Consider the following 24,891-nt stretch of genomic DNA (forward strand, 5'->3'; position numbering starts at 1 on the left):
GTTATTCGTTTTATGCGTATTACAAATAATTCGAATGTTATAATTTAGAAAATTTTGAAGGAAGTTTAGATATCGGTGTTATTTTAATGTTCTTATAATATACTTCTGCAGCTTCAGATTGAATTTGAATTTTACCTCTACTTACAGGAATTGTTTTACCAGCAACATCGTAACGAGCATTTTTTATTCTGTTCACAACATGGCCATTTACTAAATGGATACTTTCGTTGTCTAAACAGTAAATTTCTAAGGTATTCCATGCGCCATTAGGGTTTTCATATAAAGAAGATTTAGTTGATCTTCCAGATTCAAAACCAGTAGCGTATTTTAAAGGAATTTCTTTTCCTTTAGGATTGTATATAAAAAAGGGTTTTCCTTTTTTGTTTAACTTTCTATCAGCAGGTACATCTTCATAGACATCGCCCAAAGCAATAAAATCTCCACAATCTCCTTCTTGTATTTGAAACTCTAAAGAAGCCATCCAAGTGTTCCAAAATGCTCCATGAACTCCTTTAGCATGATATAAAATACCGCTATCTCTTTTGCCTTTTATGCGAGGTTCCCATTTTTTTTCTCCCCATTTAAATTGGGTGGTAAAATGATAATTACCATATTCATTTTTAGAGGTTAACCCTCCGTATATTTTACCACTAATTTTTAAAACGTTTTTGTTATTTTCTTTGATGATAGAAAACACTTTTTTCGGATCATTATTTAAACCCATTGGTTTTCCTTTTGTGACATCTTTAGATTTTTCAAAATTGATATCCACCGAAGGATGAACAGCTCCTATCCAAACATCCCATTTAGACAAGTTTGAATCTAATAAATCTTCGCCATTTTTATCAATAGCAACATTCTTTTCTTTTATAGTCCATAAAATTCCTTCTTTTAAATGTTGTAGAAAATCGGTATTTGTATATGCTTCTTTGGTGTGTCCCATTCCGGTATAAAAAATACGACCACCTTGAAAATGATGATACCAAGAAATAGCATGTTTTGTCCCCATCCTTTTACCTGAATAAGAAGTTTCATCCAATTCTAATAATACATTGACATGTTTTGCAGCAGGTTTTTTAAAATTGTACCATTCATCAAATACTTCAAATGTATCATTGTAATGCGCTATTGCAGCATGGTTACTTTCTTTATTAACTTTTAGCGTAGCTTTTTGTTGTTTTGGATGCGATTTAAATTGTGCTCCAATCATTTGTTCATAAAAAGGCCAATCGTATTCAGTGTCGGTAGCAGCATGAATACCAACAAAACCACCGCCTTCATTTATGTATTTTTCAAAATCTTTTTCTTGTTGATTATTTAAGACATTACCTGTAGTGTTTAAAAAAACAAGTGTTTTATATTTTTTTAAATTCTGATAATTAAATTGTAAAGAATCTTCTGTAGTATCTGTTTTCCATCCATTTTCTTGTCCTAATTTTTTGATGGCTGTAATCCCTTCTGTAATAGATTTGTGTCTGTATCCATTTGTTTTTGAGAAAATTAAAATGGTGTTTTCTGTCTTTTTAGAAAAAGTGTTGTATTGTTTTTTTACTTTACAGCTAATAATTAAACTGAAAAAAAATATTGTAAGTAGTGTAGTTTTTATAATTGGTTTTTTCATTTTTAGTTGTCTTGTTTTGGAATTATTTATAAGATAAAGATAGTAGTTTGTTTAAAGTTTTTTTTTAATGATTAGTTATTCAAATAAACTAATTAAATATAATCTTAAGGAAAACAAAATGTCTTTGTAAAACAACTGATGTTCTTTTTCTGAATTAACTGTTTTATTCCTTCTTGTTTAAATCTAAATAATTCATTTTTTTTGAGAGTGGATAAATTACAATTAATTGATGATGAAAACGGATTAGATAATAGGTGGTGTTAAAAAGATGATTGATGATGTTAAAAGTTAACAATTAGTACGTTATTGCATTTCAAATAAATATTAAAACTAAAATATCTATTATGAAAAACTTTAAAGCTTATGGTATCATTTTTTGTTTGTTTATAATGATTTTCGTAGTTATAACTAGATGTCAAAAAGCAATACCAGAACCACCCATATTTAAAGTTTCTAAAACAAATGAGCCAATAATTATTGATGGAAAAATGGATGAAGCTATTTGGTCTAAAACGGAAAGCAGAACATTTGATTTTACTTATAATGAAGAAAAACCAAGTGATAAACAAAAAACAACACTTAGAATGTTATGGGATGAAAATAACCTATACCTTTTTTATGAATTGGAAGATAAATATTTAAATGCTAGAGAGACAGAAAGAGATGGTGCACCTTATTTTGATGATTGTGCAGAAATCTTTATAATACCAACTCCAGAAAGCTTAGATACACATTTTTGCTTTGAAATTAATCTATACAAAGCGGTTAACGATCTTCTCTTTTTTAATGATTATTATGAGAATACGAATACTGCATTAAAAACTTTTAATCCCGTTAGTAAAGTTGAAGTTGTTTATAATGGTACTGTAAATGATAATTCTGATATTGATAAGGGATGGACTATGGAATTAAAAATCCCGTTAACTACTTTTGGCTTTTTAAGTAAATTTGAGCCCGTACAAGAGGGGAGTAAATGGAGGTTTTTAGCAATCAGACAAGAAAGAAACGAAGCGGAAGGTGAACGCAGAATTACTTCTACTATTTTCCCTATTTATGATATATCAAAAGATGTGCATCAACCAGATAAATTTGGGTTAATGGAGTTTGTTAATTAGTAGTGGTTGTATAAAGTATTATCTGTTTTTATTAAAAAAAAGTAATGTTTTTTCTAGATGCTTTATCCAATAAGACCATTCATGACTTCCTTTTAATTCTTCAAATACATGAGGAATATTTTCTTTTAAAAGTTCCTCATGTAGTAATTTATTAGCCGGAAATAGACTGTCATTAATACCGCAATCAAAACGAATAGTAGGTAAGCTGTTTTTATGATCTTTTAGAATGTCTATTATATTAGGAGTTTTACTTTCTTTTAGATACTCATCTAAAGGATCATCTGTAAAAAGTTGCATTTGTTCTAATTTGGTAATAGAACTATGCCCGGAAATTGCTTTAAATTTCTCAGGAAATCGTCCGCCTAAAGACAAAGCGCCATAACCTCCCATAGACAAACCACCAATACATGTTGATGTAGAATTCTTGGCTTCCGGAATATTTTCTTTAACAGCCGTAATCACATCATTCACAATCCAATGATCAAATTGTTTTTGATGATGAGAAAAATAGGCAGAACCATCTTCCCAAAGTCCGTCTGAAGGCATTGCAATTATAGCGGGTTTTATGGTGCCGTTTTGCATTAATCGTTCTGCCGTTTTATGAGCACCTCCTTTTAGCGCCCAAATCCAAGCACTTCCATAAACGCCATGTAATAAGATATATATTGGTAAATTTTCGAGATTATCCACTTGTGGTACATACAAACAAATATCTCCTCTACCTTTTAAATTAGGCGTTTTTACGGTTAAAAATCTTAGTCCTTGAGATTCGAAATTAGAATCTGAAAGTTCTACAGTTTTAAAGCTTGATGCCATATAAATTTTTAATTTATAATTAATGAATTGTTGGTTCCTTGTAATTTTTTCGATTTAATGGCAACTTTAACAGCTCCTTTTTCTTTCGATTTCACAAAAATAGCAGCTTGTCCGTTAAAGAATTTTCTTTCGGGTTTCGATAAGTTTTGCAAATTGGTTGGATCTCCATTTCCGGATGCTAAAAATGTAGCGGCTCCATCAACTTGTATGTGCATGTTCTCATTGTAATTTACACATAAATTGCCGATTTTATCTAAAACAGAAATTATATAAACACCAACTTCTCCGTTTTTAATGGTTTTTAATTCTGGTTTTATTTCTATATGATGAGGCTCACCAGCAGTTACTCTTATTACTTCAGCAACTTTCTTTCCTTTTTTATTATAAGCCACAATTTTTGCTTCTCCCGGTTCATAAACTACAGCATCCCAAACAATAGCGTAAGCCTTAAATAAATCCCAATTACCACCTCCAGAAGCAGATTTGTCTATAGAATTACTTTCATACCTATGATTTTTTAATGGTTTTTTAGTTTGAATTCCATAACTTTTTCCATTTACAAATAATTCAGCTTTTTCATAAGATGTATAGCAAACTACTGGAATTTCTTTCCCTTTCATTTCAGGTAAAGTCCAATGAGGAAAAAAGTGTAGTACATCTTTATCCTTTTTCCATTGTGTTTGATATAAGTAGAATTTATCTTTTTCTAAACCAATAAAATCTACTGGCGCAAAATAAGAACTTCTAGCTTTTACTTCGTGATAAGGAGAAGGTTCTCCTAAATAATCATAACCCGTCCAAACAAATTCGCCATAAACAGTTGTGTTTTTGTCTTGTGCAGCAAACTCTTTATAAGCAGGATATCCCCAAGAAACATTGGTAGTTTCATAGTTACCAGGATAGCCATCTTTATAGGTATTTGTATTTAAAGAGTTTCCTCTTTTTGTATGAATTGTATCAAAAACTACTGGGAATTTATAGCTGTTTCTAACACTAACGGATCCGCCAGTTTCACTTGCGAAAAACTTTAAATTCGGATATTCTTTTCTAATTAGATTGTAAAGACCAGGTTTATAATTAAAGGCTGCAACATCAACGATTTTTGCCATTCCGCTTTTTAAAGAACCAGAAGCTGAGTTAAAACCGGCAGTTGTAGCTCGCGTTGTATCTAAAGTTTTCACAATTTTATTTAAGTAACCGGTAATGTTATTTGGATCGTGTTTGTATTGTTCCATAATTTCATTACCAATACTCCACATAATTATACTTGGGTGATTTCTATCACGCAAAATCATATCTGTTAAGTCTGTTTTTGCCCATTTGTCAAAATGTTTAGAATACCCATTCATTACTTTACCAATTTGCCATTCGTCAAAAGCTTCATCAATGGCTAAAAGTCCCATTTCATCACAAATATCTAACGCTTCTGGAGCAGGAGGATTGTGAGAAAAACGAATTGCATTTACACCCATTTCTTTCATTTTTCTCATCTGACGGACAAATAATTCCTTATGAAAAGCGGCACCAACAGGACCTAAATCATGATGCATATTAACACCTTTAAATCTTATTTTTTGATCATTCAAATAAAATCCATCTACTTCAAAACGGATACTTCTTATTCCAAAAGGTGTTGTATAGGTATTAACAACTTTGCGACCTTTTAAAATAGATGTTTTAAGTTGATATAAATAAGGTGTATTTAAATTCCAAAGTTTTGGTTTAGAAACTTTAAATTTTTCAGATATTTTAGTATTTTTCTGAATGGTGATCTCTTTTGATTTTCTTTCGATTTGTTTTCCGTCAGGAGAAATGATTTCATTAATCATTGTATAATTTCCACTTCCTAAAATTTCAATATCTACGTGTACCTCAGCATGTCTTTTTGCAATAACAGGAGTCGTTACAAAAGTCCCCCAGGTTTTAACGTGCGTTTTATTAGTTTTAATTATGGATACTTTTCTATACAAACCAGCTCCAGGATACCAACGAGATTGACTATTAAAATTTTCTAATCGAACGGCAATTGTATTGTCTCCGGATTTTAGAAATTTTGTAATATCAAAATGGAAAGAAATATAACCAAAAGGACGCTCACCAACATATTGGCCATTTACATACACTTTTGCGTTGCTCATTGCTCCGTCAAAAAGAATCTGAACTTTTTCTTCTAATTCTGATGCTGTAATGGAATAATTTGTTCTATACCATCCAATGCCAACATAAGGCAATGCACCAGATCTACCAGTTCTGTATCTTGGTTTGGTTTCACCATCTTGTATTACAGTTGTTAATTGCACATCATGCGCAAAATTAAAATCTTGTTGTACTGCCCAATCATGAGGAACTGTTACGTTTTCCCAATCAGCATCATCAAAATCTTTTTGAAAAGCTGCACCATAATCGTAATTGGTGAATTTCCAGTTTTTTAATAATTCGGTTTCTTGAGCAGAAATAAAACTAAAAATGCTACTAAAAACAATAATTAAAATTGATGTTTTTCTATTCATAATAATTGGAATAAATTTAATTTTTATCTTCTAATTTATAAGTTCTGATGTAATCGATATAAGTTGTTCTGTCATCTTTTGATGCACTTGCTACTTTTCCTCCATCTTCCGGGATAGGATTCCAATCATACTTTTCAATGGAAAAATGAAGAAATAATTCTTGGTCAAAATTTACTGGTGGATTTACAGTATAAACGTGTTTCCCGTCTAAATAGAACAACAATTCCGTTGGACTTTTCCACCAACAACCATACGTGTAATACTTATCGGAATTTTTAACATCAGGATAAACAACGGCTTGACTACGAATTGCTTCATTACAATTTGTTTTCCTATGAATGGTATTTGAGTGCATTATTTTATCCCATTTTTTGCCCCATTCTTCAGCTAAAGGAGAAATAGAACCCACAGATTCTGTAATGTCTATTTCATGTTTAAAATCACAAATATTTTTAGACATCAGCCAGAAACCACCACCCATTTCTGTTTTATTCATTTTAAATTTGGCTTCAAAATAATGACCATAAGAGATTGATTTTGATGCTCTAATAATACCTCCATAATAATTATAAACAGAAGGCGTACTGTATTTATAACTTGTAAAAGTTTTATCTAATTTACCAACTTCAATTTCTAATTTTCCTTTATTAAGTGTAATCGAACTTTCTTTAAATAGGGCAGGAGACCTTCCAATCCAACCAAAATCTGGATGTCCTTCAGGATCTGCAATCCATTTCCTTTTATTTAGTTTTTTTCCATTAAATTCATCAGAAAGATTTTTAATAACGGTCCACTTTTTTCCTTCTGGTGCTTTTATTTGCGCACTAAAATTTGTTGTAAAAATTAAAAAACTAATTAATACTAAAGCTTGAATTCTGTATTTCATAAAAATTAAGAATATTATATTAATTAATCAAAAACAATAACTCCTTTTGCATTTTTACCCGCTAACATATCATCAAAAGCCTGTTGTAAATCTTCTAAAGGATATGTTCTGGTAATCATTTCATCTAATAATAAATCGCCTTTATCATATAAATTCACCAATTTTGGGAAATCTATTTGTGGTCTACATTTTCCATATAATGGATTGATGTAAATTTTATCCCATTCAAAAAGATTCATATCTATTGATATAGTTTCTTCAATACCACTAACTTGAACAGCAGTTCCTGCATTTCTAATCATTGCCAATGGCGCAGCGCCTAAAGCAGGAATTGCAGTACACTCAAAAGCGTAATCTGCACCTCTTCCTTCTGTTAATTTCTTTACTTCTTCTGATGCTTGCATCAATCCAACATCATTTTTATCTGCTAAAATAGTATGCGTTGCTCCAAATTGTTTCGCCATTTCTAAACGTTCTGCATTAATATCAATTGCAATTATTTTTGCTGCTCCAGATATTCTAGCACCTTGAATTACGTTTAAACCTACACCTCCAGTTCCTAAAATTACGGCAGAACTTCCCGCAGTAACTTTCGCCGTATTTACAGCAGAACCATAACCTGTCATTACACCACAACTAATAATACTTGCGGATGGCATTGGCATTTCGCTTTTTAATTTTACACAAGCAGATTCTTTTACCAAAGCGTATTCTGCAAGCGTACCAATATTAAAAGAGCGTTCTATTGGTTGGTTATTCCATTTAGACCCTTCTAAATGTGCGTGACCAGGAGTAAATCCGTTTCCTCCAGCGGTTACGGGCGAATTATTTTCACAAATATGTTGATTGCCTTCTTGACACTGAAAGCATTTCATACAAGGAGTTGCCCAATTTAAAATAACTTTATCACCAACTTCAAAATCGGTGACATCTGCACCAATTTCCGCTATAATTCCTGCACCTTCATGACCTAAAATAATTGGTTTTCCCCAAAGTAAAGAATCGTGATCTGTATGACACAAACCGGCTGCTTTAATTTTTACGATAATTTCATCTCCTTTTGGATCTGCTATTGTTATGGTATCAATAATGAATTTTCCATCTCCTGTAGCAATTGCAGATTTAGATTGTATGCTCATAGTTTTATTTTTTATAAAAAAGTAGTTGGTTTCATAGGTATTGAAACATCCACCAATTTTGTTTTGTCTATTTTTTGTTTTCCTTTTATAAATCTTGTTCCTAATACAAAGGCTTTCCCGTTGTTAATGGCATCTACAGCTAATAACTCATCATCTTTAAAATACCAAACAGAAAAACTTGTATTTTCTGTTGCTTCTTTTCTGATTAAAACATCATTGTAGCCGTTAGATAAACCAACCATTTGTAATTTTACATCATATTGATCTGACCAAAACCAAGGAATGGTGTCATAGATAAATTCTTTGCCACAAATTGAAGCTGCTGCAACTTTACTTTGGTCTACTGCATTTTGTACAGATTCTAAACGTAGAAATCTATTATAATGTGGATTGAAATGAAAAGTACAATCGCCAATAGAATAGATGTTTTCATCATTCGTTTTAGCAAACTCATTAACTTTTATTCCTTGTTCAATTTCTAAATCAGCATTTTTAGCAAGCTCTGTATTCACACGGATACCAACACCAACAATAATTATATCTGCTTTAAAAGAAGTATTATCATCACAAAAAACAGTGTTTACGCCATTTTCTGTTTTAATAGAAGTAACATTTTTCTTAGTAAGAATGTCAACATTATTTTGTTGATGTAATTCCATAAAATAATCTGACATAACTGGCGCAGTAACTCTGGCTAAAACACGTTCTTCTCTTTCTAAAACGGTTACATTTGCGCCTATTTTTTTTAAGGAAGCTGCAGTTTCCAAACCAATATAACCACCACCAATAATTACAACCTTTTTTTCTTTGGATGCATCAATTGAACTTTTAATAGCGATGGCATCATCTGCAGTTCTCATCGGAAATAAATTAGTTGCAGATTCTATTCCAGAAATAGGAGGGATAAAAGGTCTTGCACCCGTTGCAATTATTAATTTATCATATTTTTGAGCACCTTCATTTTCAATAGAAATTGTTTTTTTATCTCTATTGATAGCAGTTACTTTTACACCTAATTTTAAAGTGATATTTTCCTTTTGATAACTTTCTATAGGTTTTAAAAGATTACTATTTAAATCGCCATCAATAATATAAGATTTTGATAATGGCGGTCTGTGATACGGTGTATTTGGGTCTGAATCAAATAAAATAATTTCTCCTTGCCAACCTTCTTTTCTTAAATTGAAAGCAAAATTAACACCTGCATGACTTGCACCAATAACAGCACAAACTTTATTTACTGAATCTGACATCAAAACTTATTTTGCAACTTTAAAAACAACACCATCTAATGCTTCACTCACCTGAATTTGGCAAGAAAGTCTGCTGTATTCGTTGGTTAAATCATCAAACTCTAACATATCATTTTCCATTTCTTCTGCTTGTCCTGTTTTTGACACAAATTCAGGTTCTACATGCACATGACACGTTGCGCAAGAGCAAACGCCACCGCAATCTCCATCAATGCCTTTTATGTTATTATTTACTGCCAATTCCATTACAGAACCAGAAGTTCCTTCTACTGTTATTGATTCGTTGTCGCTTGTTATAAATGTTATTTTTGCCATTTCTATTATTTATTAAATTTTACAGTAAGAGCATCAAAACCAACTTTACGGTTGAATTCTCCTAAATTTTCTATATTTTCTTTTGTTTCTAAAACGTTTATCGAGGTTACTTTTTCAGATAAAGTAGCCAATAATATTCTTAATATCTGACGTGCATGCGTTGCGCCTAAACAGTTGTGTGTACCAAATCCAAAACTAACATGCGGATTCACTTTTCTATCCAAAACAACTTCATTAGGGTTTTCAAAAACATTTTCGTCTCTGTTTGCAGCAGCCCAGTTTAAAGAAATTCGAGTATCTGCTTTTACAGCATGTTCGCAAACTTGTACATCTTTAGTTACCACACGTCCCATTTGTGTTAATGGAGAAAAATAACGAATCAATTCTTCTACTGCATTGTTAATCATTGCTGGATTTTCCTTTATTGCTGCTAAAGATTTTGGATGCTCAGAAAAGTAAGCGATAGAGTTGGTTACGGCGTTAATTACGGTATCTCTACCGCCTGCAAAAGTTAATATCAATACCCCTTTTACTTCTTCTTTGGTCATTTTTTTACCATCAACTTCAGTTCGTAGAAGCACAGAATACAAGCTTTCACTTGGGTTTTCTATGGCAAGATTTATTTGTTTATCAATATAATCATATAAAATATTGGCTTTGTCTGCATCTAAATCAGAATCATCGCTTCTAAAAACATGAGTTCCCCAAGAAATCCATAATTCGGCTTCAGCATAAGGAATGTTTAATAATAAGGTTAAGGCTCTAGATTGTAATTTTAAGGCAAAATCGGCAACAACTTCTACTTCATTCGTATTTAAAGATTCTTCAATAATTTCATCAATAATAGTGGTGATTTTTGCAGAATATTCTTCTTGTAAAGGTCTTTTAAACCAAGGATCTAAAATATCTCTAAAAGATTTATGTTTTGGTGGATCTACTTCAAAAGGAATCTGTCTGGTGTCTCTAATAGCTACTTCAGAAGGAATTACAATTCTACCAATTTCATCTCCTCCAGATTGAAAGTTTTGCCATTGGTGTGCACATTTACGTACTTCTTTGTGACGTAAAACCATGGTTACTGGATCATTTTGATCGTCCATTTTACCAATTCCTTCTTTTTGTCTTGCATTTTTAAATGCATCTGGAAATTCGCTTGCTTTCATATATTTAAATTGACATTTTAAAGTTGTCAAAGATTGTTTATTTCTAAAATGAAATATTCCCTTATTTACGCAATAAAGTACCCTATTATGTTGTATTTTGGTAATTGTTGAATATATTTGGAATATAATAGAGACTTATGCAGCCAAAGTTTGAAAAAGTACCTTTAAATAATCAGAAATCCATTATTGCTTTTAGGTATGCGGGAGATCGGTTTGAGGCACCTTGGCATTTTCATCCTCAGCATGAACTTACTTTTATAGAAAAAAGTACTGGAACCAAATTTATTGGAGATTATGTTGGTCCGTTTGAAGCTGGGGAGTTGGTTTTAGTAAGAACAAATGTGCCGCATTGTTGGAAAAATAATTCGGTAAAAAACTCAACATGTTCATCTATAGTGATTCAATGGAATACAGGGATTTATGCAAGAGTACCGGAAATGGAAAATGTTTTTAAAATGCTAAAAGCAGCCTCTAAAGGAATCCTTTTTACAAAAGAAAATGCAAATGAAATGTTTTCACTTTTAAAAGAATTATTGACTTTAGAAGGAACGGAATTGTATTTAAAACTTCAGAATATATTGGTATTGCTATCTAATTTTGAATATCGTGAACTATCAGAAAAAAGGTTTATAGATGATTTGCCTACAGAATATAGTTCTCGCATTAGAAAAGTACACGATTATGTAGAAAGCCATTATCATAAAAAAATACAACTAAAAGAATTAGCAGATTTAGTTAACATGTCTGAACAGTCTTTTTCTCGTTTCTTTAGTAAAATAATGGGAAGACCTTTTTTTACTTTTTTAAATCAATATAAAATAAATATGGCCAAAAGAATGTTAATGGACACCGATTGGTCTGTACGTGAAATTTGTTTTGCTTGTGGCTATGAATCTGTTCCTTTTTTTCATAGACAATTTAAAAAATTTACAAAGAGGACTCCTTCATTTTATAAAAAAGAGCATAGTACATGATAAAACCTTAAAGTAAGATGCTTTAAGTTTTTATCGTATACTTTTAAACTAGAATATTTTTTCTAAAACTGAAATTTCTCAGGTAGTCAATATTTTCTTATTCTTATTTATTTTTTTGTTTTACATATTCACTTGGGATAACACCAAATTGTTTTTTAAAACATTTTGCAAAGTAAGAAGCGGTGTTAAAACCTGTCATGTACATAATTTCTTTTACAGAAAGATCACTTTGTTCAAAAAGTTGTACGGCTCTTTTTAATCTAATACTTCTAATAAATTCACTAGATGAAAGGCCTGTAATCTCTTTAAACTTAGTATATAAGTTGGTTCTGCTATAGCCCATTTCTTTAATTAGCATTTCAACATTAAAATCTGTATTTGTCATGTGTTTTTCTACAACTTCCATTGCTTGTTGTAAAAAGCGTTCATCTACAGAGGTAACCGTAATTTCTTTTGGTTGTAAAGTAATTTCTAGGTTAAACTTACTTCTTAGTTCTTCTCTATAGTTTAAAATATTATTTAGTTTTAAGTCCAGAATTTCTACATCAAAAGGTTTTCTAATATAAGCATCTGCACCTGTTCTTAAACCTATTTTTTCATTTTCTTTAGATAATTTTGCTGTTAATAAAACAACAGGAATATGACTGGTTTCCTTTTTTGTTTTTATTTTATTACAAAATTCAATACCATCCATAACCGGCATCATAATATCAGAAATAATTATTTTCGGAATTATTTTTCCTGCCAATTTTAATCCTTCTTCTCCGTTTTCAGCCGTATAAATTTTATATTTTTTTCCAAGAGCAAGCTTAATAAAGGTTCTAATATCTTCATTATCATCTACAACTAGTAAAACGGGTAAGTCAGATTTTGATTTTTCATTTAACTGTTGATCTTCAATTTCATCATTAATACTAATTGCAAGAGAATCTGATTCTGAAGAACGTAAGTAAAAATCGCTTTCAGAGGTTTCTTTACATGTAATTTCTGGAATATTAAGATACGCTTTTTTCTCTATAGGAAGTCTCACTATAAAATTGGTGCCTTCATTGTGCTTGCTTATTACTCTAATTTCACCTTGGTGAAGTTCTGTAATATCTTTAACAAAAGCCAAACCAATACCCATTCCTTTAGAGTCTTTCTTTTCTTTATTTTTTTCAGAAAAGAAACGTTCAAAAATACTTTCTATTTTAGTTTCATCCATTCCTGTTCCAGAATCTTTTACCTGAATATATACAAACTTAGAAGTCTTAGTAGGGTTTTTAAAAGTTACATTGGTTTTATTATCTCTTGATATATTAATAGTTATTGAGCCATTATCTGGTGTAAATTTAAAAGCATTTGAAAGTAAGTTATTTATTATTTTTTCTAAAGTATCATGGTCAAACCATGATTGTAATTGATTATCAGTAGATTCAATTGTAAAATCTATTAGATTTTTTTGTGCTAAGAACTGAAAAGGTTCACTAACTTCTTTTATAAACTGAACAATATTACTGTTTCTCATAACCAACCTCATTTTACCTTGATTCATTTTTCTGAAATCTAGTAATTGAGAGATAAGTCTAAGTAAGTAATCTGTATTTTTTTGCATTAACTTGTATTGTTCTTTAACAATATCTTTATCAATGTTGTCTCCTTCTTTTTGTAAAAAGTTTAAAGGTCCTTTTATTAAGGTTAAAGGGGTTGTAAACTCATGCGTTATATTTGTAAAGAATTCTAATTTTATTCGTTGTAGTTCATCTGTTTTTTCTTTTTCTACATGTTCTAATTCTAAACTGTGTTTTTTTGATGTACTAATAATAGTATATCTTCTGTATAAAAGTAAAATGCCTATAATTAATAAAAGGTACAAAAAGTAAGCGAACTTTGTTAACCAAAAAGGTGGAGCTATTTTTAAATTTAATTCAAAAGGAGTAGAGTCCCAAAGTTTATCATTGTTAGATGCTTTTACTTTTAATGTGTAATTACCTGGTGAAAGATTTGTATAGGTTGCAAATCTTTTTTTAGAATCTGTATACACCCAATCTTTATTGAAACCTTCTAGTTTATAAGCGAATTCGTTTTTTTCAGGAGCTCCATAATGGAATGCAGCAAACTCAAAAGATAAACTGTTTTCATTATGGTTTAAATCAATTGTAGATTTGTTACATAAAGGATTTTTTAACAGTACTCTACCATTCACTTTTTCGCCAATTTTAATAGGTTTGTTTGCTATTAAAAGGTTGGTGACTACTGTTTCTGCTTCAAAAGTATCGTTCTTAATATCTTTTGGTTCAAAAACATTAAAACCATTTACGCCACCAAATAATAATTGTCCATTTTTACGTTTACACCTTGCAAGTTCTTGAAATTCATCATCCTGTAAACCATCATTCACATCATAATTCATGAAAGTTTCAGAATTTTCATTAAATTTAGAAAGACCTTTGTTGGTAGATATCCAAAGGTCGTGGTCATCATCTTCGAGAATTCCTTTAACAACATTGTTTGGTAAACCGTTTTCTGTTTTATAGGATATAAATTTCACCTTAGTACTATCTGTTGCAGGTACGTATTTGTTGAATCCACCGCCAAAAGTACCAATCCATAAATCTCCTTTTTCACTTTCAAAGAGTTCTAAAATATAGTTATGGCTAATACTATTTATATCATCAGCGTTACTTTTATAGATTGTAAATTTAGGTTTATCTTTTGTTTTTTCTGTTTTAGATAAAACACATAATCCGTCTCCTGTACCAAACCAAATATTTCCTTTTTTATCTTCAAGAATATTTCTAATGAGATGACTAGGAACGCTTAAGGAGTCTTTATAATCAAAAGTTAATACGTCGTTTTTATAGCTTTTGGTTTGTGAGTTGTATAAAGAACGATTTATGCCATTATTATAAGTACCAATCCAAATATTTTTGTCACTATCTTCTAATATGGAAAAAATACTGCCTTTTATTTTGCTGAAATCATTAAATTCTATTTTTTTTATGTTATCGGGGTCTGTAATATCTAATTGTTGAAGATTGGTACCATTAGAGCCTTCTCCTAACAAAAGTATTTTTTTATCTCCTCTTTTTAGTTCATCAATAGTAAAAACATTATTTATTTTTGGAAATTTTATAAAACCATAATAGTTGTTTTTATCGGCTTGTTTTGGTAACATGTTTAGACTACCACCTTCGGTACCAACCCAAAGAGAACCGTTACTATCTTCATAAATTGCTCTTACTTTATCGTAACTTAAACTCTTTGGGTCTGGAGTATTTTTTACATGTTTAAATTGTTTTTTTCCAGGATAAAATTTATTTATTCCTCCTCCGTTTGTACCTACCCAAACAATACCTGTTCTATCTTTAAATAATGATGTTATTGTATTTTTACTGATACCATTTTTTTGACTCGCTTTATACGTAATGATTTTACTAAATTTAGGATTTCTTTGAGTGCCAGAATTATCAAATAGAATTAATCCACTTGCACTTCCTGCCCATAATTGATTATTTACAAACAGAATATGGTTAATGGAATATTTATAGTCTTTTCTCCATATTAAATGTGGTTCATATGAAGGGTTTTTTAAATCTAAGACATAGAGACCACTATTAGCACCAAAAAATAACCTGCCTTTATCCTCTTTAATACTTTTAATGTTATTTAATTTTACTTTTATTTTTTCAAAATGAGAAGTTTTTCCGTTTTCATCTTCAATTAACTTAAATAAACCTTCATCTGTACCAACCCATATATTATTGTTACTATCTTCAAAAATAGTAAGAGATTTCAGTTTTTTTACTTTTACAGAAGTTTCGCTAGAGGCAATTGTAATGTGCTTAAATTTTATGGAACTTAAAGATTCATTTAAATCAAGGAGGTCTAAACCATTATTGTAGGTGCAAATCCATAATCTATTTTTTGAGTCTTTAAAAACATATCTAACGGTATTACTAGCAATACTGTTTATATTGTTTTCGTCATGTTTAAAATGTGTAAACTCTTCTAGAGATCTATTAAAAAAATTAAGTCCGCTGCCCGATGTTCCTATCCATAAGTTATTATTGTCATCACCAGTAATGGTAAAGATTAAGTTACTATTAATACTTTTAGGATTTTGTTGATTAAGATTATAAGTAGTAAAATTATACCCATCATATTTATTAAGGCCGTCATGTGTACCAAACCACATATAGCCTTGTTTATCTTGATAAATAGAATTTACATCATTTTGAGACAAACCATCTTGTGTAGTAATATGTTCAAAATAAATATTGTCTTGAGCTTGCGTTTCTTCTATAAAAAAAACGAAGGTAGCTATGATAAGTAACGTAAATTTAAATCTATTTTTCATGAAAATTTTTAACATATACTTATGTGAATTTAGGAAGTAAAAATCTTAATTATTTATAATAAACAATAAGACAAAATTAGTAAAAAAAAAGACCTAAGCTAAATTAGATTTAAGAAATCTAATTTTAGTTTTTTAAAAAGAAACATGCCTTAAAGACTAATTGTTTGATATATAGTTGTTTTGTTGAGTTGTGTAATGGGGGTGACAGTTCATTTAAATACTAATTAGGTGATATATTCTATTTTTTAGATAGTTTATAGCCTTAAGTTATGCTGTTTTTTCTGAAGTTTACACTCACAAATGTGAAATTTAAATAAATTATTCAAAAAGCGTAATTTATTTAAGTTTATATTTTTTTTAGTAAATAATTTAGTTAACAAAAAAAGAATGGTAAACAAACGGAATTTATTATTATTAGTTGCATTTACTTTGATGTCTTTTGGTATAAAAGCTCAAAAAAGTAAAAAACCAAATGTTATATTTATTTTAACAGATGATCAAGGTTATGGAGATATAGCCGCACATGGAAATAAGGTGATAAAAACACCTCAATTAGACAAATTACATAGAGAAAGTACTCGTTTAACAAATTTTCATACAGGTTCTACTTGTGCCCCAAGTAGGTCTGGTATTATGTCTGGAGTAGATGGTAACAAAGCAGGGGTATGGCATACCGTTGGTGGTTGTAATATTTTAAGAGAAAAATATGTGGCAATGCCAGAAGTATTTAGACAAAATAATTACAAAACAGCCATGTTTGGTAAATGGCATTTAGGTGATGCATATCCATATTTACCTCAAAATAGGGGGTTTGAAGAAGTAGTTTCTCATGGAGGAGGTGGTATTGGTCAAACACCAGATTATTGGCAAAATGATTATTTTGATGACACGTATTTTAGAAACGGAAAACCAGAAAAATTTGAAGGCTATTGTACAGATGTGTTTTTTGATGAAGCAATTGACTATATAGATAAAAATAAAGATAAACCATTTTTTGTGTATCTATCCTTAAATGCGCCTCATGGGCCAATGAACGTTCCGCAGAAATATTATGATATGTATAAAGATGAGCCCAGCATTAGTGAGACTCAAAAAGCATATTATGGTATGATTACCAACATAGATGACAACATAGAAAAATTAGATAAAAAGTTAAAAAAGTTAGGTTTAAAAGACAATACTATTTTAATTTTTATGACTGATAATGGAACTGCAACTGGGTATAGAGTTAATAAAGGAGTTGTACAAGGTTTTAATGCAGGTATGCGAGGAGGAAAGTCTTCTCAATACGATGGTGGTCATAGAGTTCCGCTTTTTATTCGTTGGAAGGATGGAGATATTAAAAAAGGGTTAGATGTAGATAAATTGACAATGAATTATGATTTGTTACCTACTTTAATTGATTTATGTGGATTAGAAAAACCAGCTGAATCTGAATATGATGGTTTAAGTTTAAAACCTTTATTCGAAGAAAATGGATCTACATGGTCTCATAGATATGGTGTTGTAGATACCAATAGACAACAAAAACCAAAAAAATGGTTTAAATCTTCTGTGATGGATGATGAGTGGCGTTTGATTGATGGAAAAGAGTTGTACAATATTTCTGGAGATGTAGGTCAAAAACAGGATATTGCTGCTAAACACCCTACTAAAGTTGCAGAAATGAGACAAGCTTATGAAAGATGGTGGAAACATATTTCTGATGATTTTGCTTATTTTGAAGCTTATAAAATAGGAAAAAAACTAAACGAAGAAACGGTTATAACTGCTCATGATTTACATTCAGATGAACCTCTTGCTTGGAATCAAAGTTATGTAAGAGATCCTTATTCAGGTAAAAAGGCATGTTTAACACAATCGTATTGGTTATTAGATCTTCAAGAAGAAGGAGATTATCAAATAGAAATTTCTAGATGGCCTAAAGAGTCTAACTTATCGTTTGAAGACTCTATAGAACAATTAGGAGAAACAACTCCTTGGTACGTTGTTAAACCAAAAAGTGTCAACTTAAATATAGAAAAAGCAATATTAGATATTGAAGGATTGCATTTAGAAAAAGATGTAGATAGAACTAAGAAGAGTGTGGTTTTTAATGCCCATCTTCATAGTGGAAGACAACATTTTGAGGCTAATTTTCAAGATAATAAAGAGCTTACTTTTTCTGCCTTTTATATGTATGTAAAGAGAATTAAGTAATAAATTAAAATTTTTATAAATGAGTTTAATTAAAATTTTCATAACAACTATTTGTTTTTGTTATTTGTCTAATGGTTTTAGTCAAAATAATAAAAGACCAAATATTGTTTTTTTACTATCAGATGATCAAACAAGCATTGCCACTGGTTGTTATGGAAATACGCATGTGGTAACACCAAATATGGACACTTTGGCAAGTGAAGGAGTCCTTTTTCAAAATCATTATAATACTACCTCTATTTGTATGGCAAGTCGTGCAATTATTATGACGGGTATGTATGAATATAAAACGGGATGCAATTTTATGCATGGACCTTTAAAATCAGAAAAATTTCAGAAATCATATCCTGTACTATTAAAAGAAGCGGGTTATTTTACAGGTTTTGCTGGTAAATTTGGTTTTGCAGTTTCGGATGGTGAAAGTTGGGACGAAAACACGTATGATGTTATTCCTTCGGATGCTTTTGATGTTTGGGGCGGTGGTTTAGGGCAAACGAATTACAAAACAGCTAAAAACCCTAATATTGCAAAATATGCAGAGAAATATCCTCATAGTACGAGAGCTTATGGTGCTTGGGCTCATGATTTTATAAAAACGGCTAAAAAATCTGGAAAACCATTTTGTATGTCTATAAGTTTTAAGGCACCACATTTACCTTTTACACCAGATAAGTATTTTGATTATGTTTATAAGAACAAAAAGTATAAAAAACCAGATAATTATGGTGCTGAAAATGCTACACACTTATCTGCGCAAGCAAAATCTGGCAGACAATATAATGCCTATAATTTTTGGCGAGATTCAGAAGAGTCGTATCAAACAGCTATTACAAAATACAATCAATTAATTCACGGTGTAGATTATTCTTTGGGAATGATTCGTAAATCTTTAGAAGAATTAGGCGTTGCAGAAAACACCATAATTATATTTACAAGTGATAATGGTTATAGTTGTGGAGCTCATAATTTAGCAGGGAAAGTATTGCCTTATGAAGAAGCATCTAAATCGCCATTAATTATTTATGACCCAAGAAAATCTAAAAAAGAAAGCGGTCTTAAAAGAGAAGAGGTAACAGCTAATATAGATTTAGCACCTACCATTTTAAGTTTAGCAGGTGTTTCTGTTCCTAAAAATATGGATGGTAAAAATTTGGAAAAGCTTATTGATAAACCAAAGAAATTTAGAAGAAAATCTATTACGCTTACTAACATGTGGGGTAATGATGAAATTCAAGAAATGACGGTGGTTACAAAAGATTGGAAATACATTTACTGGCAATACTCAGATCATAGAATGTTGCCAACTGAAGAACTGTTTCATATTGGAAAAGATCGATTGGAGATGACCAATTTGGCGAACAATCCAACATATAACAAGCAACTTAAAAAAATGAGAAAATTGTATGATAAACGATACAAACATCTTGTTAAAAACACCATTAAAACAAATGATTACCCAAAATATAAAGTGCTATTTGATAGAAAGGCTAATGCAGTGTCTAAGAAACAATATTTAACTGGTAATTATGAAGAAGTTTTAAAACAACAGGCAATAGAGAAAGCTAAGAAGGCTCATCTTAAAAATTAGAAATATACACTAAATTAATAATAAGAATTATGCAAATTAATAAGTTCCACAAACTTGCTTTTTTGGCTTTAGCACTGCAAGTGTTAGTCCCTACAAATATGCAAGCGCAGAAAAAGAAGAAATTTAAAGAAAATTGGAAATCATTAGAGAAGGTGAATCAAGAACCTGAATGGTTTCAAGATGCAAAATTTGGAATTTATGCACATTGGGGACCAGTTTCTAACGCCTTTGTAGGTGCAGACCCTAAACAACATTATGCAGGTTGGCATGGTATGAAAATGTATACGGATGGTAAAATTGTACCTACAAAAAACGGAAAACCATCGTCTAATTATTTACTTCATAAAAAGAAATACGGAGATCCTAAAGAAAAAGGATATATAGAAATTATTGAAGAATTTAAACCAACTGGTTTTGATGCTAAAGAATGGGCAAGATTATTTAAATTATCAGGAGCAAAGTTTGCGGGGCCTGTTGCTATGCATCATGACAATTTTGCAATGTGGGATGCTAAATCTACGCGTTGGAATTCTATGAATTATGGAGGTATAGATCCATCTGCAGCATTAAAAAAAGAAATTGAAGCAAACGGAATGAAGTTTATGGCTTCTTTTCATCATGCATTTACTTGGCAATATTATGCGCCAGCGCATGCACATGGAAACATCAATCCTAAAGATTATGACTTATATACAAGTCCTCATTCATTAGACTCTAAAACTCCAGACAAACGTTTTTACAAAGAATGGTGGGCAAAATTAAAAGAATATATAGATGTATATCAACCAGATTTAATTTGGTTTGATTGGTGGCTAGAAAATATGACAGAAGAATCTCGTCAAAAATTCTTAGCATATTATTACAATGCAGGACAAAAATGGGGTAAAGATGTAGCTGTAGCTTATAAAGAATCTACTTTTCCGGCTTCTACAGCAATTAAAGATTACGAAAGAGGGCGTCCAAACCAACCTACAAAAGATGTTTGGTTAACAGATACTTCTCCAGGACAATGGTTTTTTAGACCAGGTGCTAAATACAAAACACCAAACGAATTAGTAGATATTTTAATTGATATTGTTGCTAAAAATGGATGCATGTTATTAAATGTTCCTCCAAACCCAGATGGATCTATTCCTAAAGAAATGGCTTATTTATTAGAAGAAATGGGAGCTTGGTTAGATGTAAACGGAGAATCTATTTATGGTACACGTCCTTGGACTGTTTTTGGTGAAGGTCCAACTCGTTTGCCAGAAGGAGGACATAAAGTAGAAAAAATAAAAATTGTTTATAAGAATACAGATATCCGTTATGTAAAAAAAGGAGACAAACTTTTATACGCAACTGTAATGGATGCTCCTAAAGTAGTTACGGTATTAAAAGCTTTAAGTACAGATCTTGGTGCTTTAAATTCTAAAATTGAAAAAATTGAATTATTAGGTAGCAATGAAAAAGTTGAATGGGTACGAGATGAAAGAGGTGTGGTTATTGAAGCTCCAAATAATCTTCCTACTAAATATGCACATGTATATAAAATAACATTAGAAGGCTATAAAGAAAATCAAATTGGTGGAGCGGTAGACGCTCATGTAGACTAAATAAAAAAAAGACTTACTTAAAAAGTAAGTCTTTTTTTTGTATAAATTAATTAAAAAAAATACTTTTAAATGAAATTTAAGTTTCTAATTTTAATCGCTTTACTGCAGTTTTCTTATAGTGTAAAGATAAATGCACAGAAAATTGAAAGACCAAATATTGTATGGATTGTTTCTGAAGATAATTCTAAGCATTATTTAAAATTATATGATAAAACAGGAGCAGCAACTCCTAATATTGAAAAACTAGCGGAAACTGGAGTTGTTTTTAATCACGCTTTTTCAAATACGCCTGTTTGTAGTGCTGCAAGGTCTACATTAATTGCGTCTTCTTACGGACCAAGGTTAGGAACTCATTACCATAGAAAGATGGTAAAAGTACCGATGCCAAACGGTGTAGAAATGTTTCCGGCCTATTTAAAAAAAGCTGGTTATTACACTACAAATAATGCAAAAGAAGATTATAACATTATTACAGGCGCTAATGTTTGGGATGATTCATCTAAAAAAGCAACTTGGAGAGATAGAAAACCCAATCAACCTTTTTATCATGTCTACAATATTGGTACTACGCATGAAGGACAGATGCATTTTACAGAAGAAGATGTAAAAGCTGGTACAAAAACAGATCAATCAAAAGTGTTTGTGCAACCCAATCATCCGCAGACAGCTTTATTTAGATATTCTGTTGCGCGTTATCATGATAGAATACAACAAATGGATGCTCAGGTTGGCGAGGTTATTGACAACTTAAAAAAAGATGGTTTGTTCGAAGATACTTTTATTTTTTACTACGGAGATCACGGAGGTGTTTTACCAGGAAGTAAAGGATATATTAATGAAATGGGCTTACATGTACCTTTAGTGGTTCATATTCCATCTAAATATAAAGATTTGGTTTCTGTAAAGGCAGGTACTAGAAATGATGGTTTTGTAAGTTTTGTTGATTTTGGTGCTACGGTTTTAAACTTAGCAGGAATTAAAACGCCAAAAGGAATAGATGGAAAACCATTTTTAGGAAAGGGAGTTTCAAAAAGAGATTTAGATAAAAGAGATGAAACTTTCAGTTACACAAATCGTATGGATGAAAAATACGATATGGTTAGAGCTGTTAGAAAAGGAAAATACAAGTATGCAAGAAATTACGAGCCGTTTAATTTTGATGGTTTAATGAATAATTATCGCTATAAACAATTAGGATATCAGCAGTGGAAAACATTATACAAAGAAGGGAAATTGAATAAAGACCAATCTAAATTCTTTGAACCAAAACAACCAGAAGAGTTGTATAATGTAGAAATTGATCCTTATGAATTGAATAATTTAGCGACAAAACCAGCATATCAATCTGTATTAAAAAGTTTAAGAAAGAACTTAAACAAACGTGTTTGTGGCATGCCAGATTTGTCTTTTTATCCAGAATTTTATTTGATAAACAATGCATTTAAGAATCCGGTTGCATTTGGACAGAAACATAAAAAGGATATTAAAAAATATATAGAAACGGCTAATTTAATGTTGTTAACTTTTGATAAAGCAAAATCAAAACTTCAGAAAGGGTTACAGTCTAAAGATCCTTGGGTAAGATATTGGAGTGTAATTTCTTGCAGTGCTTTTGGAGATGAAGCGAAAGGATTTACTTCAATTGCAAAAGATATTTCTAAAAAAGATGTAGAGCTAATCAATAGAGTTCGTGCTGCTGAGTTTTTAGGTTTGATAAAAGCCGAAAACCCAACTGAAGTAATGACACAATCTTTGTACGCTTCTAATGATGGAGCAGAAGCATTGTTAATTTTAAATTCTATTGTTTTAATGGAAGATTGCAAAGCGAATTACTCATTTAATATTGATCAATCTAAGCTAAAATCAAAAGTTTTAGAGGAACCACAAGTTTTAAGAAGATTAGAATATTTAAACAAATAATTATGAAAAAATTAAAATTATTTAGCACCATTTTTATTACAATACTATTTTTTTCTTGTCAAAAACAGACCGTTTGGAACGTGAAAGAATTTGGTGCAAAAGATGACAATACAACCATAAATACAAAAGCAATTCAGTCTGCCATAGATGCTTGTGCCAAAGAAGGCGGAGGAATTGTTACTATTGATGGTGGTGTATTTGTTTCTGGAACCATAATTTTAAAAAGTAATGTGAACTTAAATATTACAGAAAACACGGTGCTTATGGCTAGTGTGAATCCGAATGATTTTCCGGCAGTGGAACCATTTATTGATGCAACGGGACAATATAGAGGACAGTGTTTTATTGGTGCTATAGATGAAGAAAATGTTTCTATTACTGGTAAAGGAACCATTAATGGGCAAGGAGAAATGTTTACTCCTAATAACATTAAAAAGACGGTAAAGAAATTGGGGATTACATTGGTAGAACCTGACTTAACGGGGTTAGTTTCAAAAGTAAATAACTATGTAAGTAAAAAAATTCGTGTTTCAAACAGACCTTTCTTAGTAAGAATGGTGCGTTCTAAAAACGTAAAATTAAAAGACATTCATTTACGTCAACCTGCAGCTTGGACTTTGCACCTTTTGCAATGTGATAATTTTGTAGTTGATGGAATAGATATTCACAGTCATGCAAATAGAAACAATGATGCAATTGATATCGACTCAAGTACGCATGGAGTTATTAAAAACTGTACGATTGATTCTGGAGATGATGCTATTTGTTTTAAATCTACCTCACCAGAACCAACAACAGATATAGAGGTTTATGATTGTAAAATTAAAAGTTACTGGGGTGCCATAAAGTTTGGAACAGAATCGATGGGAGATATGAAGAATATTACGGTAAGAGACTGTTTTGTTCATGATACCAGAGGAGGAGGAATCAAAATATTAAGTGCAGATGGAGCAAACGTTGAGAATATTTTAATTGAAAATATTAAAATGGAAAATGTTGAGATGCCTATTTTTATTCGCTTGTGTGAACGCAGATTGGTGTATAGAAATGCTCCAAGAAAACCAGTAGGGTCAATTAATAATGTTGTTATTAGAAATATTACTGCCAAAGTAACGGACAATGATAAATTACGATTAAATCCTGCTACAGGATTTTATTTCTCAGGAACACCAAATCATAAATTAGGGAAAATTTCTATAGAAAATGTAAAAGTAGACTTGCCAGGTGGCGGTACTATAGAAGACGCTAAAAGAGTAGTTCCAGAAAATGAAGAGGAATACCCAGAATTTACAAAATTAGGTGCTACTCCTGCGTACGGTTTGTTTGCAAGACATATAGAAAACTTAGAAACAAAAGATATTTCGTTTACGGTTCGTGGAGAAGATGCAAGAAAAGAAGTAATTAAAATACATGTAAATGAGTAAAGACGCTCTGCGTTAAAAAATTAATAAAATGCTG

General features: G+C 30.9%; 16 protein-coding genes. 7 read left to right on the forward strand and 9 right to left on the reverse strand.

The window, feature by feature from the left end; genetic code table 11:
* Positions 1–37: 37 nt before the first annotated feature.
* Positions 38–1,621 carry a ThuA domain-containing protein gene (locus JOP69_RS18650; protein ID WP_252191164.1) on the reverse strand — a complete coding sequence of 528 codons (1,584 nt, stop codon included), beginning with the start codon at positions 1,619–1,621 and terminating at the stop codon, positions 38–40.
* Between the two features lie 344 nt (positions 1,622–1,965).
* Here JOP69_RS18650 and JOP69_RS01825 point away from each other — a divergent pair, with 344 nt between their 5' ends.
* Positions 1,966–2,736 carry a carbohydrate-binding family 9-like protein gene (locus JOP69_RS01825; RefSeq protein WP_203393142.1) on the forward strand — a complete coding sequence of 257 codons (771 nt, stop codon included), beginning with the start codon at positions 1,966–1,968 and terminating at the stop codon, positions 2,734–2,736.
* Positions 2,737–2,754: 18 nt separating this feature from the next.
* Here the strand turns inward: JOP69_RS01825 and JOP69_RS01830 are convergent, their stop codons facing one another.
* Genes JOP69_RS01830 through JOP69_RS01860 form a run of 7 tightly spaced genes read right to left on the reverse strand, consistent with a single transcriptional unit; the run spans position 2,755 to position 10,818 of the window.
* Positions 2,755–3,552 carry an alpha/beta hydrolase family protein gene (locus tag JOP69_RS01830; protein WP_203393141.1) on the reverse strand — a complete coding sequence of 266 codons (798 nt, stop codon included), beginning with the start codon at positions 3,550–3,552 and terminating at the stop codon, positions 2,755–2,757.
* A gap of 8 nt (positions 3,553–3,560) precedes the next feature.
* The gene (locus JOP69_RS01835) at positions 3,561–6,062 is read right to left on the reverse strand and encodes a glycoside hydrolase family 2 TIM barrel-domain containing protein (protein WP_203393140.1); all 2,502 of its coding nucleotides are present in this window, start codon (positions 6,060–6,062) and stop codon (positions 3,561–3,563) included.
* 16 nt (positions 6,063–6,078) lie between these two features.
* Positions 6,079–6,948, reverse strand: coding sequence for a glycosyl hydrolase (locus JOP69_RS01840; protein ID WP_203393139.1), 870 nt, complete (start codon positions 6,946–6,948; stop codon positions 6,079–6,081).
* Positions 6,949–6,971: 23 nt separating this feature from the next.
* Positions 6,972–8,087 carry a Zn-dependent alcohol dehydrogenase gene (locus tag JOP69_RS01845; RefSeq protein ID WP_203393138.1) on the reverse strand — a complete coding sequence of 372 codons (1,116 nt, stop codon included), beginning with the start codon at positions 8,085–8,087 and terminating at the stop codon, positions 6,972–6,974.
* 11 nt (positions 8,088–8,098) lie between these two features.
* Positions 8,099–9,340 carry an NAD(P)/FAD-dependent oxidoreductase gene (locus JOP69_RS01850; RefSeq protein ID WP_203393137.1) on the reverse strand — a complete coding sequence of 414 codons (1,242 nt, stop codon included), beginning with the start codon at positions 9,338–9,340 and terminating at the stop codon, positions 8,099–8,101.
* Positions 9,341–9,346: 6 nt separating this feature from the next.
* A complete protein-coding gene (locus tag JOP69_RS01855) occupies positions 9,347–9,655 on the reverse strand; it encodes a 2Fe-2S iron-sulfur cluster-binding protein (RefSeq protein ID WP_203393136.1) in 309 nt (102 codons plus the stop codon).
* Between the two features lie 5 nt (positions 9,656–9,660).
* Positions 9,661–10,818 carry a cytochrome P450 gene (locus tag JOP69_RS01860; protein WP_203393135.1) on the reverse strand — a complete coding sequence of 386 codons (1,158 nt, stop codon included), beginning with the start codon at positions 10,816–10,818 and terminating at the stop codon, positions 9,661–9,663.
* A gap of 137 nt (positions 10,819–10,955) precedes the next feature.
* Here JOP69_RS01860 and JOP69_RS01865 point away from each other — a divergent pair, with 137 nt between their 5' ends.
* Entirely contained in the window at positions 10,956–11,792 is an 837-nt protein-coding gene (locus JOP69_RS01865; protein WP_203393134.1) for an AraC family transcriptional regulator, read from the forward strand.
* A gap of 103 nt (positions 11,793–11,895) precedes the next feature.
* Here the strand turns inward: JOP69_RS01865 and JOP69_RS01870 are convergent, their stop codons facing one another.
* Entirely contained in the window at positions 11,896–16,131 is a 4,236-nt protein-coding gene (locus JOP69_RS01870; protein WP_203393133.1) for a hybrid sensor histidine kinase/response regulator transcription factor, read from the reverse strand.
* 387 nt (positions 16,132–16,518) lie between these two features.
* Here JOP69_RS01870 and JOP69_RS01875 point away from each other — a divergent pair, with 387 nt between their 5' ends.
* The 5 genes from JOP69_RS01875 to JOP69_RS01895 all read left to right on the forward strand — a co-directional run bounded on the left by JOP69_RS01875 (position 16,519) and on the right by JOP69_RS01895 (position 24,857).
* A complete protein-coding gene (locus JOP69_RS01875) occupies positions 16,519–18,330 on the forward strand; it encodes an arylsulfatase (RefSeq protein ID WP_203393132.1) in 1,812 nt (603 codons plus the stop codon).
* A 19-nt stretch (positions 18,331–18,349) separates the two neighbouring features.
* On the forward strand, positions 18,350–19,918 hold the full coding sequence (locus JOP69_RS01880; RefSeq protein WP_203393131.1) for a sulfatase: 1,569 nt from the start codon (positions 18,350–18,352) through the stop codon (positions 19,916–19,918).
* Positions 19,919–19,947: 29 nt separating this feature from the next.
* A complete protein-coding gene (locus JOP69_RS01885) occupies positions 19,948–21,513 on the forward strand; it encodes an alpha-L-fucosidase (protein WP_203393130.1) in 1,566 nt (521 codons plus the stop codon).
* A 69-nt stretch (positions 21,514–21,582) separates the two neighbouring features.
* Positions 21,583–23,433: a sulfatase gene (locus JOP69_RS01890; protein ID WP_203393129.1), complete on the forward strand. Its 1,851-nt coding sequence runs from the start codon at positions 21,583–21,585 to the stop codon at positions 23,431–23,433.
* Between the two features lie 2 nt (positions 23,434–23,435).
* Positions 23,436–24,857 (forward strand): glycoside hydrolase family 28 protein, encoded by a 1,422-nt coding sequence (locus tag JOP69_RS01895; protein ID WP_203393128.1) that lies wholly within the window; start codon positions 23,436–23,438, stop codon positions 24,855–24,857.
* Positions 24,858–24,891: the final 34 nt, after the last annotated feature.

Origin of the sequence: Polaribacter sp. Q13 (assembly GCF_016858305.2) — a bacterium.
Classification (GTDB): domain Bacteria; phylum Bacteroidota; class Bacteroidia; order Flavobacteriales; family Flavobacteriaceae; genus Polaribacter.

Coding starts and splice junctions, on each gene's coding strand:
- JOP69_RS18650 (WP_252191164.1), bottom strand. CDS start 1,621: ATGAAAAAACCAATTATAAAAACTACACTACTTACAATATTTTTTTTC.
- JOP69_RS01825 (WP_203393142.1), top strand. CDS start 1,966: ATGAAAAACTTTAAAGCTTATGGTATCATTTTTTGTTTGTTTATAATG.
- JOP69_RS01830 (WP_203393141.1), bottom strand. CDS start 3,552: ATGGCATCAAGCTTTAAAACTGTAGAACTTTCAGATTCTAATTTCGAA.
- JOP69_RS01835 (WP_203393140.1), bottom strand. CDS start 6,062: ATGAATAGAAAAACATCAATTTTAATTATTGTTTTTAGTAGCATTTTT.
- JOP69_RS01840 (WP_203393139.1), bottom strand. CDS start 6,948: ATGAAATACAGAATTCAAGCTTTAGTATTAATTAGTTTTTTAATTTTT.
- JOP69_RS01845 (WP_203393138.1), bottom strand. CDS start 8,087: ATGAGCATACAATCTAAATCTGCAATTGCTACAGGAGATGGAAAATTC.
- JOP69_RS01850 (WP_203393137.1), bottom strand. CDS start 9,340: ATGTCAGATTCAGTAAATAAAGTTTGTGCTGTTATTGGTGCAAGTCAT.
- JOP69_RS01855 (WP_203393136.1), bottom strand. CDS start 9,655: ATGGCAAAAATAACATTTATAACAAGCGACAACGAATCAATAACAGTA.
- JOP69_RS01860 (WP_203393135.1), bottom strand. CDS start 10,818: ATGAAAGCAAGCGAATTTCCAGATGCATTTAAAAATGCAAGACAAAAA.
- JOP69_RS01865 (WP_203393134.1), top strand. CDS start 10,956: ATGCAGCCAAAGTTTGAAAAAGTACCTTTAAATAATCAGAAATCCATT.
- JOP69_RS01870 (WP_203393133.1), bottom strand. CDS start 16,131: ATGAAAAATAGATTTAAATTTACGTTACTTATCATAGCTACCTTCGTT.
- JOP69_RS01875 (WP_203393132.1), top strand. CDS start 16,519: ATGGTAAACAAACGGAATTTATTATTATTAGTTGCATTTACTTTGATG.
- JOP69_RS01880 (WP_203393131.1), top strand. CDS start 18,350: ATGAGTTTAATTAAAATTTTCATAACAACTATTTGTTTTTGTTATTTG.
- JOP69_RS01885 (WP_203393130.1), top strand. CDS start 19,948: ATGCAAATTAATAAGTTCCACAAACTTGCTTTTTTGGCTTTAGCACTG.
- JOP69_RS01890 (WP_203393129.1), top strand. CDS start 21,583: ATGAAATTTAAGTTTCTAATTTTAATCGCTTTACTGCAGTTTTCTTAT.
- JOP69_RS01895 (WP_203393128.1), top strand. CDS start 23,436: ATGAAAAAATTAAAATTATTTAGCACCATTTTTATTACAATACTATTT.